General features: G+C 32.6%; 12 protein-coding genes and 1 pseudogene. 9 read left to right on the top strand and 4 right to left on the bottom strand.

The window, feature by feature from the left end:
• Positions 1-5: 5 nt before the first annotated feature.
• From fabG to KFE69_00360, 6 genes and pseudogenes are all read left to right on the top strand, one after another.
• Entirely contained in the window at positions 6-731 is a 726-nt protein-coding gene (gene fabG / locus KFE69_00335) for a 3-oxoacyl-ACP reductase FabG (GenBank protein ID UTW42632.1), read from the top strand.
• Positions 728-1,957: a beta-ketoacyl-ACP synthase gene (locus KFE69_00340; GenBank protein ID UTW42633.1), complete on the top strand. Its 1,230-nt coding sequence runs from the start codon at positions 728-730 to the stop codon at positions 1,955-1,957. The genes fabG and KFE69_00340 overlap by 4 nt, the downstream gene beginning before the upstream one ends.
• A gap of 7 nt (positions 1,958-1,964) precedes the next feature.
• Entirely contained in the window at positions 1,965-2,669 is a 705-nt protein-coding gene (locus tag KFE69_00345; protein ID UTW42634.1) for a 4'-phosphopantetheinyl transferase superfamily protein, read from the top strand.
• Between the two features lie 237 nt (positions 2,670-2,906).
• Positions 2,907-3,038, top strand: a pseudogene (locus KFE69_00350) (IS5/IS1182 family transposase).
• 67 nt (positions 3,039-3,105) lie between these two features.
• Positions 3,106-3,399: a transposase gene (locus KFE69_00355; protein UTW42635.1), complete on the top strand. Its 294-nt coding sequence runs from the start codon at positions 3,106-3,108 to the stop codon at positions 3,397-3,399.
• Positions 3,360-4,310, top strand: coding sequence for an IS3 family transposase (locus KFE69_00360; protein UTW43933.1), 951 nt, complete (start codon positions 3,360-3,362; stop codon positions 4,308-4,310). Before KFE69_00355 ends, KFE69_00360 begins: the two co-directional genes overlap by 40 nt.
• 306 nt (positions 4,311-4,616) lie before the next feature.
• Here KFE69_00360 and KFE69_00365 read toward each other — a convergent pair whose 3' ends face one another.
• Positions 4,617-6,254 (bottom strand): hypothetical protein, encoded by a 1,638-nt coding sequence (locus KFE69_00365; protein UTW42636.1) that lies wholly within the window; start codon positions 6,252-6,254, stop codon positions 4,617-4,619.
• A gap of 173 nt (positions 6,255-6,427) precedes the next feature.
• On the opposite strand from KFE69_00365, the gene KFE69_00370 reads away from it, so the two are divergent.
• Positions 6,428-7,630: an ISL3 family transposase gene (locus tag KFE69_00370; protein UTW42637.1), complete on the top strand. Its 1,203-nt coding sequence runs from the start codon at positions 6,428-6,430 to the stop codon at positions 7,628-7,630.
• On the opposite strand, the gene KFE69_00375 is transcribed toward KFE69_00370, so the two are convergent.
• Positions 7,589-7,795, bottom strand: a complete 207-nt coding sequence (locus tag KFE69_00375; GenBank protein ID UTW42638.1) for a hypothetical protein — start codon at positions 7,793-7,795, stop codon at positions 7,589-7,591. The two genes, KFE69_00370 and KFE69_00375, sit on opposite strands and share 42 nt — an antisense overlap.
• 78 nt (positions 7,796-7,873) lie before the next feature.
• Entirely contained in the window at positions 7,874-10,333 is a 2,460-nt protein-coding gene (locus tag KFE69_00380) for a hypothetical protein (GenBank protein ID UTW42639.1), read from the bottom strand.
• Positions 10,334-10,502: 169 nt separating this feature from the next.
• On the opposite strand from KFE69_00380, the gene KFE69_00385 reads away from it, so the two are divergent.
• Both KFE69_00385 and KFE69_00390 read left to right on the top strand, forming a co-directional pair.
• A complete protein-coding gene (locus KFE69_00385) occupies positions 10,503-10,802 on the top strand; it encodes a hypothetical protein (GenBank protein UTW42640.1) in 300 nt (99 codons plus the stop codon).
• Between the two features lie 33 nt (positions 10,803-10,835).
• A complete protein-coding gene (locus KFE69_00390) occupies positions 10,836-11,612 on the top strand; it encodes an IS4 family transposase (protein UTW42641.1) in 777 nt (258 codons plus the stop codon).
• 40 nt (positions 11,613-11,652) lie between these two features.
• On the opposite strand, the gene KFE69_00395 is transcribed toward KFE69_00390, so the two are convergent.
• The gene (locus KFE69_00395; GenBank protein ID UTW42642.1) at positions 11,653-12,750 is read right to left on the bottom strand and encodes an IS4 family transposase; all 1,098 of its coding nucleotides are present in this window, start codon (positions 12,748-12,750) and stop codon (positions 11,653-11,655) included.
• Positions 12,751-12,844 lie beyond the last annotated feature (94 nt).

Here is a 12,844-nt window from a genome sequence, read left to right on the forward strand (position 1 = left end):
TTTCTATGCGTAGTATATTAGTGACAGGAGCATCTAAAGGCATTGGTAAACAGATCGCAATTAAATTAGCTCAAGCTAATTTTAAGATTGCTTGTCATTACCATAGCGACAAAGAAGGCGCTCAAAGAACATTAGATACAATTAAAAAAGCTGGTGGTGATGGCTATTTATTATCGTTTGATATTGCAAATGCTAAAGATTCCAAGGAAATATTATTAGAGACAATTGAGCAAAAAGGTGCTTTTTATGGCATTGTTAATAATGCAGGTATTGCAAGAGATGGTGCATTTCCGGCGTTAACTGAAACTGATTGGAATGATGTGATTCATACTAACCTAGATAGCTTTTATCATGTGATTAACCCATGCATTATGCCAATGATTAGACAAAGAGATGGTGGCCGTATCATAACGCTTGCTTCAGTCTCAGGAGTTATGGGTAATCGAGGTCAGGTTAATTACAGTGCTGCTAAGGCTGGTATTATTGGCGCAACAAAAGCATTGGCAGTTGAATTAGCAAAACGTAAAATTACCGTTAATTGTGTTGCACCTGGCTTAATCGAAACCGATATGACTAAAGATTTAGACTATCAGGATGAAATGATTAAACAGATTCCATTAAGACGTATGGGTCAAGCAGAAGAGGTTGCTGATTTAATTGCTTTTTTAGCATCAGATAAGGCAAGTTACATTACACGACAAGTCATCTCAATTAATGGAGGTTTAGCATGAGACGTGTGGTTGTTACAGGTACAGGTTGTGTGACAGCATTAGGTAATCGCTGGTCTGAAATTAAAGAAAATATGTTGTTAGAGAAAACAGCAATTAAAAAAATGCCCATGTGGTCAGATATTGATGGCTTAAATACGCAGTTAGGTGGCCCTGTTGTTGGCTTTGAATTACCAGAATATTATACACGTAAAAAAACACGCGCTATGGGACGCGTTGCACAATTAGCAACAGTCTCAGCTGAAAGTGCCCTAATCGATGCCAATCTATTAGATAACCAAGCGTTATTAACTTCTGGACGTTGTGGCATTGCCTATGGTTCATGCTCAGGTAGTACAGGCCCTATTAGTGATTTATCAAGAATTGCAACAGAGCGTGCGGTTAAAAATGTCACAGCAACAACTTATGTTAAGTTAATGAGTCATACCTGTGCGGTCAATATCGCATTATTTTTTAATTTAACCGGCCGAGTGATTCCAACTTCAAGTGCGTGTACATCTGGTTCACAGGCTATTGGTTATGCTTATGAAGCCATTCAACAAGGTAAAGCTGATATTATGCTTGCAGGAGGTGCTGAAGAGTTATGCCCAAGTCAGGTAGCTATTTTTGATACGTTGTATGCAACAAGCCTAAGAAATGATCAACCAGAAACGACACCAAGGCCATTTGATAAAAATCGTGATGGCTTAGTAATTGGTGAAGGTGCTGGCACATTAATTTTAGAAGAGTTATCACATGCACAAAGACGTGGGGCAACAATTTATGCTGAGATCGTTGGCTTTGGTACCAATTGTGATGCGAGACATATCACACAACCAACAGCAGAAATGATGCAAAAGGCCATTGAATTAGCTTTAATGGATGCGCATTTAGAAACAGATAAAATTGGCTATATTTCAGCACATGGTACAGCAACCGATCGAGGTGATGTTGCCGAATCACAAGCAACGAATGCACTATTTTCCGAAGATACGCCAATTAGTTCATTAAAGGGTCACTATGGCCATACTTTGGGTGCTTGTGGTGCAGTAGAAGCAATTTTAACGATGCATATGATGCATGATGGTCTATTTATGCCAACGGCGAATTTAGATGAAATTGACTCTAATTGTGCTAAGTTAGACTATATTATGGATAAGCCACGCCCATTAGATATCGATTATTTTATGAGCAATAATTTTGCCTTTGGTGGTATTAATACGTCATTAATCTTTAAACGTGAGATTTAAGTGTTTAATGATTAATTTATATTCTCTTAATTTAAACTTTTTTAATATTGAGCAAATTACACTTTTGCCTCATATAGAAGAAAAATATCAGACCTTTAAATCCAAAAAACGTCAAATAGAATATGTTGCATCGCAATGGTTACGTCATTATGTTTTTTCTAAGATTTTAGGAGTTGATCAGGGGCAATTAAGTTTTTTAAAAGACCAAAATAATCGCCCCTTTTTAGCAAATGATAGAAGTTATGACTTTAATATTACACACAGTGGTCATTGGTTGATTATGGCGGTGACAAATAAAGGTCATATTGGCATTGATTTAGAGTCTCTTAATAGAAAACATACATACTTAGCCATTGCCGAGCAATTTTTCTCTGATAAAGAATTTTACTTTTTAAAGGCGTTAAATAAACCAGAGCAACTCACTTATTTTTATTTGATTTGGACTTTAAAAGAAGCAAGATTAAAGTGTACAGGTCAAGGGATTGCCAATGGTTTAAAACAAGTTAATTATATTTTTGATGATGATAAAATTATACCTTTAGAGAAGAAAATATCTTATCAGTATATAAGCTTTATGTTAGATGATCAGCATATCGGTTCAATCTGTTTAAAAAGTGATTTAAGCTTAAAGCCTCAAATGATAAACTGCTATCAAGTTCAAAAGGGTAGTGAGCTAGTAGCGTTTGATTTAGATATGATCAAACAGAGTTAATTATCATAGTAGGTCATGGAATAGGTTCCGTTGCAACTATTTCTAATAAGTAAAAAATGCTTTTCTCCAGATACAATTAGGCTGCATAAATTCTAAATAGTTCATTAGGGCCTGTTGACATTTTATTTTAAGATATTAATTTTAAAAAGCAAACTCGTAAAATTATGATTCTCACAACACAACACAACACAACACAACACAACACAACACAACACAACACAACAAACGAGCTTGCTAATGATTCGACTAATGCTCACAAACGAGTACTGGTCAAAACTAAGGATTATCATGCACGAATACGGAATTTATGACAAGCCTAATTTACGAAATACTGTAGAAGGTATTTTATACCGTATGAGAACTGATCTGGTTACCATTAGGTAGACACTTTGTTATGGGATGAATTATCATCTTATCAACAAACCAGGAGAACTTTATGACAACTAGAAAACGTCATTCTTATGATGCTGAATTTAAACGTAATGCAGCATCGTTATATGTTAATGGTAAAAAAAGCTTATCAGAATTAACAAAGCAATTAGGAGTAGCAGAATCTACTTTATACAACTGGGTTAGTGAGTATCGTCAACGAGGAGATGAAAGCTTTAAACCCAAAGAACTCTCGGCACAAGAAAAAGAATTACTTGCGCTTAAAAAGCAATTAGCTGATGTTAGCATGGAGCGTGATATATTAAAAAAGGCGTTAACCATTTTCTCAAAGAAAAAGTAAAAAGAGCCGAGCTTTATGAATTTATTAATTTGTATCGGCGAGATTTCTCAATTGAGAGAATGGCAAAGATTTTTGGTGTTAGTCGTAGCGCTTACTATCAGTACAGTCGTGGTAACTTGTCTAAGAAAGAGATAATAAATAGCCAGTTACGCCCTCTGTTAATCAAAGCATTCATAAACTCAAAGGGAGAATATGGCACAAGGCGGTTACAGCTTTTACTTAGACGACTAGATATCTATGTCGGTCGTAAACGTATTGCTAAGCTAATGAAAGAATTGGGGCTTTATGCTAAAGCAAGAAGAAAGTTTAAGGTAACCACCAATCAAAGTAAAAGACCTTATTATGTTGCACCTAATTTGTTAAAACAAAAATTCATGGTAGAAGCTCCTAATGAGGTATGGGTGAGTGATATCACTTATGTGCCAACTAATGAAGGATGGTTATATTTAGCAACTGTTGTTGACTTATTTTCAAGGAAAGTTGTTGGCTTGGCTATGAGTCAGCGTATTACAGCTGATTTAGTTTTAAGGGCAGTTAATCAAGCAGTTAAAAGGCGACAGCCTGATTCAGGGTTGATATTACACTCTGATAGGGGATCTCAATATACAAGCCGAGTTTATCATCAATTAACTAAAAAGCATCGAATTAGATTAAGCATGAGTAGTACGGGTAACTGCTATGACAATGCTGTAGCTGAAAGTTTTTTCCATACTTTGAAATTAGCAGTTGTACATGATCAGAAATACCAAACTAGGAATCAAGCAATGCGCTGTATCTTTGAATATGTTGAAGTTTTTTATAACCGCCAAAGGATGCACTCAACGTTAAACTATTTATCACCAGAGGAGTTTGAAAGAAATTATTTTAATCAACCACAATATCCCATAGCCAAGTGTCTAGTAAAAGGTTGACAGATCAGTAGTTGGATGTGGCTACCTATGTGAATTGTCAACAGGCCCTAATAAATTGAGCTTCAGTTTGTCGTTTATTTTTCATCTAAAAATCAAAGATCCTTTTTTAAACATCGTAGAATAAAGATACTTTCAAATTGTCGATATTTAAATGGATTCATAAGTTAAGTCCAACTGTAAAAAGTCGTTAGAGTAAGTCAAATTAAGATAACTTGTCAAAGTTGCAACGGAGCTAATTTACCTGTTTTCGTTAATTTTTAAAAAGTTAACTTATTAATTCATAATCATTTAATTTTTCATAGAACGCTAAATACATGGCGATTGATTGGAATGGACTTCATCATGGCAATAACGCTTAGAGCTATGTCCTCCATTGGTATCATCATTATCTGCCTCTAGTTCACCTCTATTCCGTTTATTATTACTGTCATTTTCTGTTTGAAAAAAACAATGGCTTGGTGTATTAGAGTAATCCATTATTTCAGAATTACCACTTTTCCAGTCACTAAGTTCTTGATCTAGTGTTTTAAGTAACTTGTCTATTTTTGGTTTAATATCTTCAACAGTATTATTTTGAGAAATATTACATTCTCGTTGAATCATTGCTATAAAATCTTCTTTTTTAGAGCACTTTTTAAGCAATGAAATTGTATTATCATAAAAGTCATAATTATATTTTTTAGACATTTCTAATATCTGGTCGTATGTTGTATTAAGTAATCTTTGCATTGGGGTTGTTTCATGTAGAACTTTATATGTATATTGATCAACTATTCCAGCTAATTTTTCATCATCAATAGAATAATATCCATTGACATCTCTACTTAGTTCTCCATAAGCATTTGTTTGACATATAACTTTAGCCATTGCATCTGCACTATCTGTGCTTACCTGATTAAATGCAAATTCTATATATTTTGTCGTAGATGATTGATCATTACTATGTTTTATTTTTAATTTATTAGATTCATTTTGCCATGATTCCTTTAGGAAAATAGAATTTATAAGGCCTTGTGCTTGTTCTATGACATCCGTATCACTAAGGTGTAAGTTTGTTATATTATGAGTTATATAATCAGATATAGATAATTTTTCAAGCAGCCCTTTTGGAATTAGCTTGCCATCTTTTTTTAAGCTTAATATATATTTTTGAGTACATAAATCTGCAATAGGAGTTGAACAATCGTATTTCTTGCCTGGATCTGTTGATAACACGTTAATTTCTATTTCTTGTAAAATAGTTTCTTTATCTGCTTCTAATAATTGCTGCAATAAATAGGATAACCCTTGTTTTAGTAATTCTGGGTTGCTGCTATAAAGTGATGATGTACATGCTTTATAGATACATACTTGAACAATGGAATTTTTATATATTATTGGCATGATCTGGTGATTTTTATCAATAGAAAGTTCTTGTAAGAAAATTTCTATCTTTTCAATGTTTACTTCTTCCTCCTCATCATCTTCCTCTTCCTCTTCCTCATCAAATTCATAAACATAATCAAAATCATCTGGGTCTACTAAATTTAGTATAGAGGAAGGTACGTTTCTAATATGAAGATAATTTCCTCCTAACCTCAGCGTTGATAAATTGTTTAAATTTTCTATATTTTCAGGTATTGTATCTAGTAGATTAAGAGATAAGTCTAAAGTAGTTAAATTTGGTAAATTTGCTAGCAGCTTAAGTGTTTTTTCTAAATTTGATATGAGATAATTTCCTGACAAATTTAATATTTTCATATTTGTTAATTGTTCTATACTTGTAGGCAGTTGTTTGAACCCATTATCAGATAAATCAAGTTCTGTTAAAGCTTTTAGATTACCTATATTTTCATCGATAAGCATACCTAGCTCTTCTGTTGTTAAATCTGTATCACTTAAATCAAGACTTCCTGAGGTTGTATCATAATGTGATATTCTATCTTTTGCTGTTTCTATACTCATTTTTTATCCTTAATAAAATTTTCATAAAAATATAGTATTTAATATATATTATATACTATATTGATGAATTAAAGTATCCCTAAATTGTGGCTCTTTTCCATTTCTTGTTGGTGTGGAATATAGTAACTATAAGGGTTACAATTGTGTCATGAAAAATAAAAAATCTTGTAAAAATGGCCCAACTTACCTTACCTCTAGATATTGATTCTCTTGAAATAATTTCACAACATACTTTTTCCAAAGGAAATATTATATTTGCCGTTGAGAGTAAATGCACTAAAACCAAGTGTCATAAGTGTGGAAAAGATGCGACAAAACGCTATGGCTATAGTGCACCAATTGAGGTTAGACATACATCCATTGTGGATACACCTGTTATTTTAAGAATTAAACCTGTGCGCTATCAATGCGAGCATTGTGATGATCATCCAACAACTACAGAACAGTACGATTGGTTAGCCGAAGGCGGTAAAATTACCAAAGGTTTGGAACGCTATATTTTACGCTGTGTTATTAACAGCACAATTCAAGATGTAGCACGCAAGGAACGAATGAGTTACAAGACAATTAAACATACACTTGATCATTTAATTTCAAAGCAAATTGATTGGAACTTATATACTGATTTAGAAACGATAGGCATTGATGAAATTAGCAATCGTAAGGGGCATCAAGATTTTATAGCCATAATTAGTGCAAAAGATAAATATGGTGAATTATCAATTTTAGCGGTACTTGATAGCCGAAAAAAAGGCGATGTTTTAACTTTTTTAAAATCCATTCCACCTCACTTGAAAAAAACAGTGAAAAGTGTGTGTACTGACATGTATGAAGGCTTTGTTAATTCAGCGGTTGAAGTATTTGGTAAACAACGAGTTGTAGTTGATCGTTATCATGTATCAAAACTTTATAGAAAAGCTTTAGATCAAGTTAGAATTAAAGAGATGAAGCTTTTAAAAGAGTCTTTAAGTAGTGATGAATATAGTGAATTAGATAATATTATGTGGATTTTACGTAAACATCATGAATGTTTAACACAACAAGATAAAGATAAACTGAAAAAGCTATACAAGCATTCACCTATATTGAAACAGGCCCATCATTATGCTATCAAATTAACTCACATATTTAATACGCATGATGATAGAAAGTCAGCAATGGCTAAAATAGATAGATGGATTAGTAAAGTAGAAAAAAGTGATCTGAACTGTTTCAACACATTCATTAAAACCTTACAAAAACATAAAAATAGCATTGCAAATTATTTTAAAAATAGAGCAACTAGCGGATTTGTTGAAGGTTTAAATAATAAAATTAAATCACTTTTCCAAAGATTAATGGTTGATTTGAGAGGATATAAGATGCTTGGTATTTAACCAACAAGAAATGGAAAAGAGCCCTAAATGATTATCCATCTCTGATTCTAAAGCCCTTTCTACTAAACCTTTGGTTAGTTGCTTTAAAACTGAGGATAAATCTATGTTATGGGAAACTAATACATCAATCGCTTCTTGGATCGCTTTATTTGGTTTTTTACGCATTTATATAAACTCCTATAGTTCGTTGTAGTGTACAAACTAACTATCAAAATTTACACAATTAAATGATTAGACCCTTTACTACATATCTTGCAGACTTATATTAACATTATAAGATTGACCATTATTTCCAGTTGGTTTCTTTGTTATATTAAGGCCTGTTCCTTTATATGCTTTATCTATACAAACTGTTCCATTTTGACCTATTTTAGGATCGATTATTATATTAAATTCTTTATTATCATATTTGATAGTATATTTTGTTGGCTTTAATTTAGATATAGGAAGTAAATTGATACTGGCATTTGGAAGTGTGCTCTCATTGTACGTTGCAGCCCCTATATAACTATATTTATTGGTTAATGTATAAGCACAACCAGGTTTAATATTAAGATTTGCTGATCCACTTTCACATTTAGAGTTAGCTTTCCATCCTGTAATTGCTCTATATTTAGGCAACTCTAGATTCTTATATATACTAAAAAAGGTTATAGTAGCATAAGTTTTATAATTTGAAAAAATATTTTTATCCCCAACTTGTGGGTTTTCAGTTACCATGCCCATATCTGTACATATGCCTGATAAAGCTGAGAGTTTTGGGCGATTAGGGCCTGTATATTTATAATCCTTAGGCAAAATTTTAATGACTAAATTTGTGCTATTATCTAATTTTTGTAAAACGATATCATTCCTTGCTGTAGCATCTGAGTTTGGAGCAGAATATGCAGCGGAGTACTTATTTATAACCCAGCTATAATCTTGCAAATTTTTATCCATATTGTCCTTTAAGCCAGCAAGTAACTGTTGGCTGATAAAATTGGTAACCATATCAGCCTCACTTCCTGGAATATCAGTTGTACCATCGCCTATATTACCTAGTGTACCATCATAGGTATAAAAATACTTTCCTGGAGGTGCTGTATTTTTATACACAGCACCTGGGGTTAGATTGCCGCCACCTGTAGCAGCCTTAGCTACAAATAATGTTATTTTTTCAGGTGCAGTTACTGCTTTATTATAATTCCAAGTATTTTTTTTAGACCCATTATCAGTACAAACAACAGTATTTATGGCCCATTGACATGAATAACTAAGATGATAAGAAGATTTTTCTCCAGGAGCATATATCATATTAACACTTTGTTTGTCCCTATATGTTGTTTCAAAATAGTTATTGATAAAGCTTTGGGTTAGTAAATGATCCCAATTATTAGTCTTAACAGGACTTAAAATTCTATTTGGATACTTTAAATCTTTAACATCTTTACCCTTGCTAACCATTAGTAATTTATTATATATATTGTAATATGTATCATAATAAGACAAGACTACTTTTTTAGGGTTTTTATTATTTGTAATATCTAATTCAAATCGAATAGGTCCAAATGAGTCTACATTAGTTAAATCTATAACTTTACCGGCAGTATTGCTGTTGTAAGTTAATTCTGTATAGCCAATACTATATGATTTGAATGATGGTATCCAATTAGAATCTGAAGAAGGCAGCCCTTGAACATTATATGATGCATAAATTCTTCCACCAGTAACGGCATAGTTACTTTTTTCATTTAACGTAAATTTGTATTGTGATCCTTTTGGCATTATAACAATGTTACCGTCATGGGTTGGGAGCTCTCCTCCTAAAGCACTAGGTTTAGGGTCGTGCCAATTATGTATTAAAAATGTGCTTTGCTTTGGATCAGTATACGTATGCATTTTGCCTGGTTTACCTGTTGTTGCTGTGAGGTATATTGTTTCATTAGTGTTATTTTGAACAGTAACTGGAAGAGTACCCTTTGTAGGGGTAGATGTTGTTTGTTTAGGGGTAGATGTTGTTTGTTTAGGGGTAGATGTTGTTTGTTTAGGGGTAGATGTTGTTTGTTTAGGGGTAGATGTTGTTTGTTTAGGGGTAGATGTTGTTTGTTTAGGGGTAGATGTTGTTTGTTTAGGGGTAGATGTTGTTTGTTTAGGGGTAGATGTTGTTTGTTTAGGGGTAGATGTTGTTTGTTTAGGGGTAGATGTTGTTTGTTTAGGGGTAGATGTTGTTTGTTTAGGGGTAGATGTTGTTTGTTTAGGGGTAGATGTTGTTTGTTTAGGGGTAGATGTTGTTTGTTTAGGTGAGTAATTTGGTAATACTTTGCCATTAACTTTCATAGTACTACCAATATTTCCCCAAATAGGTATTTGTATCGGGCAGTTACCTGTAACTGTTTTTATTTGACTACTATCAGAAGTGAGAATTATTGTCATTGTACATTGACCATTTTCCCCCTGTGTTAATGTTAAATTAGCTTTATTATTAACAAATGTTGTTTTACAAGGGAAGGCATAGCCATTTCGTAAATTATTGCTATGTACTCCAGATATTTGTGGAGTACATGCACTACCAACTGTTATTGGTTTTGCTCCAGCAAGGGAAACTGTAGGTAGTATATAATAGGTAAAATTTCTCTTTTGTTCAGTAGCAGATAAGTTACTTATAGGTAAGAAACATAAAGAGGTTACAAGTGCAATTGATAGATTAGTAAGCTTGTTTAACATGATAATACCAAAGGTTTTATAATACATATAAATTAGTATAGCAAATTTAAAAAATAGTTGTTTATTCTTTGTACACGACATAACGCATTAGACAGTAGAAAAATCTTTTAGAAATCAATAGGCTCATTGATAATAACAGTTTTCACAATCTTCTTCAGGGATAATGGAAATGAGATTAACCAATGAGCTAACAGGAAGTTTAAACAAATTTTTAAATTGGGACAAGCGAAGAATGGATTGTTTTGTTAATCTTTTAGTTGCTTTAATGATGGTACAAACAGTCAATTTGAAAAAGTTAGCTAATGTAATGCCATTAAAAGTTAAGGTAGACTCAACCTATCGTCGCTTACAACGCTTTTTTAGCCAGTTTCATATTGACTATGTCAAATTAGCACAACTGATTGTATCCCTATTTGGCTTTAACCGAGGCAAACATTATTTAATTTTAGATAGAACTAATTGGAAATGAGGAGATCGTAATATTAACGTATTATTTCTTTGTATGGCTTACAAACGAATAGCTGTTCCCATATTTTGGCTTTCGCTTAATAAAAGAGGTAATTCTTCAACTCGAGAGCGTATTGCTTTAATTGAACGTTTCATTAGTGTTTTTGGCACAAAGCATATTGCTGGTATTTTAGGTGATCGAGAGTTTGTAGGAAAAAAATGGTTTAGTTACTTAAAAGATCGACAATTGCCTTTTTACATACGAATCAAAAGAAATAATAAAACAAAAGACCCAAAAGATGGAACTACCGAAATTGCTCGTTTATTTAGAAGTTTATCATTTCAAGAGGCAATATTACTTAAAGGAAAGCGACTACTTTATGGCCATCAAGTATTTGTAACTGGGGCAAAGATTGAAGGTGATTATCTAATTGTAATTAGTAACAAAAAACCACCTAAACATAATTCATTAGAAGCCATTGACATTTATGCAATTAGATGGCGAATAGAGACATTATTTGGGTGTTTAAAATCCAGGGGTTTTAACTTTGAAGATACTCATATCACCCACAGAAAACGAATTAAACAAATGATCGCTGTACTGACTATTGCTTTCTGTTGGGCTCAACTTACTGGACAATGGCGTTGTAATAATGAGAAGAAAATTATAATTAAAAAGCATGGGCGCCCTCAACATAGTGTATTTAGATATGGTTTAAATTGGATTAATGAAAAACTATTTAAGCGAGGTCAGCAGCTGCAAGTACTAACAAAAATAACACTTCGAATATTTGATATTGGGATAGATAGAGCTATGAATCAATGGTTATAGGAGATATGTCGTGTACAGAGTGTTTATTTTTAAAATCACACTACATGACACCTACCAGAGCCATTCTTTGACTAATTGATATTTTAGGTTTAAATGTAGCTTTGATAATATTACAGATATACTCTGAAGAATTAATGGCTCTAGCTAGCGATTTAGCAATAGTTTCAGTACCAATTTTAATCAAAGACTTAGCTTTAAATCCATGCTTTTTAATTTTAATAGGTTTAATGCTTTCTAATATTTCACCTGTACGATAAGACCATATTAATGCAATGGATACAACAAACATAAGCCTTGAAAGTTTTTGCATATCAGTTAAGTGGGTATTCTCAAAATTAAAACCACGTTTTTTAATAGCTGAAAAAAATGACTCAATCTCCCATCTTATTTTATATTGATCGAGTGCATTTAGGTTAAACTCTCTAGTTACAACAATAACTAATTCATCTGTAGGCAGTCGCAGTCCTGAAACATATAAATCGCACCCTACTATACACTTTGTATTATGAAGTGTTCTTGCTTGTGAAGCTTTAAGAGTTAGAAATAATTTTGAAATCTTTTTATTAGAAGCTAGATAATTACCTTTGGCTCGAATAATAAATTTAACTTGTTTGCTAGACAAATAAGCTATCCAATTTCCATCAATAAATTCACGATCACATAAAAGTGTTTTAATTCTAGTTGCAGGAATAAATTCAAGTAGTTGATCAAATAGTCTCTGCCTATCAATGGCTTTTGAGTTACCTCTCTTTCGCTGAGGAAGCAGTGACCAAATCACAGGAATTGCAACACCTTTATAAGCAATAGCAATCATTAGAAAATTAATATGTACCTTGCCAAACTTCCAGTTAGTTCTATCCATGCATAATATGACTTGATCAGATAAATTGAAAATGGTGTCGACTAGTTTCCAGAGGCTAAGAAAAGATATTTCAAACCTTGTGATAAAACGTTGAAGACGTCTATAACATGACGTAGTTGATGCTTTTGATGGAAAGCATTTAGCAATTTGTGAAAGATTAACATCATTTATTATCTGTAGGGCAATAATAAAGTAAGTTAGGCATTCAGTATTCCAAAAAGATAAGTTAAAATAGTGCTTCAGTGACTGTTGTAATTCATTGATGTGTTTCATCATATCGCTCTTTTTTGTTTTTTGGCGATTATAAGAATGAACGATAACAATGAAAAATCAATGGGTTACACCGTTACTGTCGTGTAGTGTGTTTTAA

The organism is bacterium SCSIO 12844 (genome assembly GCA_024397935.1).
GTDB lineage: Bacteria > Pseudomonadota > Gammaproteobacteria > Francisellales > Francisellaceae > M0027.

What these genes read in the sequence shown, in the direction of transcription:
- KFE69_00395 (UTW42642.1), bottom strand. Translation starts at nt 12,750, where the DNA reads ATGATGAAACACATCAATGAATTACAACAGTCACTGAAGCACTATTTT.
- KFE69_00365 (UTW42636.1), bottom strand. Translation starts at nt 6,254, where the DNA reads ATGAGTATAGAAACAGCAAAAGATAGAATATCACATTATGATACAACC.
- KFE69_00345 (UTW42634.1), top strand. Translation starts at nt 1,965, where the DNA reads ATGATTAATTTATATTCTCTTAATTTAAACTTTTTTAATATTGAGCAA.
- KFE69_00370 (UTW42637.1), top strand. Translation starts at nt 6,428, where the DNA reads ATGGCCCAACTTACCTTACCTCTAGATATTGATTCTCTTGAAATAATT.
- fabG (UTW42632.1), top strand. Translation starts at nt 6, where the DNA reads ATGCGTAGTATATTAGTGACAGGAGCATCTAAAGGCATTGGTAAACAG.
- KFE69_00385 (UTW42640.1), top strand. Translation starts at nt 10,503, where the DNA reads ATGAGATTAACCAATGAGCTAACAGGAAGTTTAAACAAATTTTTAAAT.
- KFE69_00375 (UTW42638.1), bottom strand. Translation starts at nt 7,795, where the DNA reads ATGCGTAAAAAACCAAATAAAGCGATCCAAGAAGCGATTGATGTATTA.
- KFE69_00340 (UTW42633.1), top strand. Translation starts at nt 728, where the DNA reads ATGAGACGTGTGGTTGTTACAGGTACAGGTTGTGTGACAGCATTAGGT.
- KFE69_00390 (UTW42641.1), top strand. Translation starts at nt 10,836, where the DNA reads ATGGCTTACAAACGAATAGCTGTTCCCATATTTTGGCTTTCGCTTAAT.
- KFE69_00380 (UTW42639.1), bottom strand. Translation starts at nt 10,333, where the DNA reads ATGTTAAACAAGCTTACTAATCTATCAATTGCACTTGTAACCTCTTTA.
- KFE69_00355 (UTW42635.1), top strand. Translation starts at nt 3,106, where the DNA reads ATGACAACTAGAAAACGTCATTCTTATGATGCTGAATTTAAACGTAAT.